Annotated in this window: 1 protein-coding gene; it reads left to right on the top strand. The window is 57.6% G+C overall.

Features of this window, described 5'->3' with window-relative positions:
- On the top strand, positions 1-236 hold a 236-nt coding region (locus AAHE99_RS26730; RefSeq protein ID WP_342120996.1), incomplete at both ends, for a GTP-binding protein.

Genomic DNA, 236 nt, shown 5'->3' with positions numbered 1-236 from the left:
AAGACCACCCTGACCGCTGCAATCGCAACCGTTCTGTCGAAGAAGTTCGGCGGCGAAGCGAAAGCTTACGACCAGATCGACGCTGCTCCAGAAGAAAAAGCACGCGGCATTACCATTAACACCGCCCACGTTGAGTACGAGACCGCCACCCGTCACTACGCTCACGTTGACTGCCCAGGCCACGCCGACTACATCAAGAACATGATTACCGGTGCTGCGCAGATGGACGGCGCGAT

Origin of the sequence: Pseudoduganella sp. OTU4001 (assembly GCF_038440195.1) — a bacterium.
Lineage (GTDB): Bacteria > Pseudomonadota > Gammaproteobacteria > Burkholderiales > Burkholderiaceae_D > Rugamonas.
Note: the sequence above shows the minus strand (reverse complement) of the source record. Positions and strands in the feature narration are given on the sequence as shown.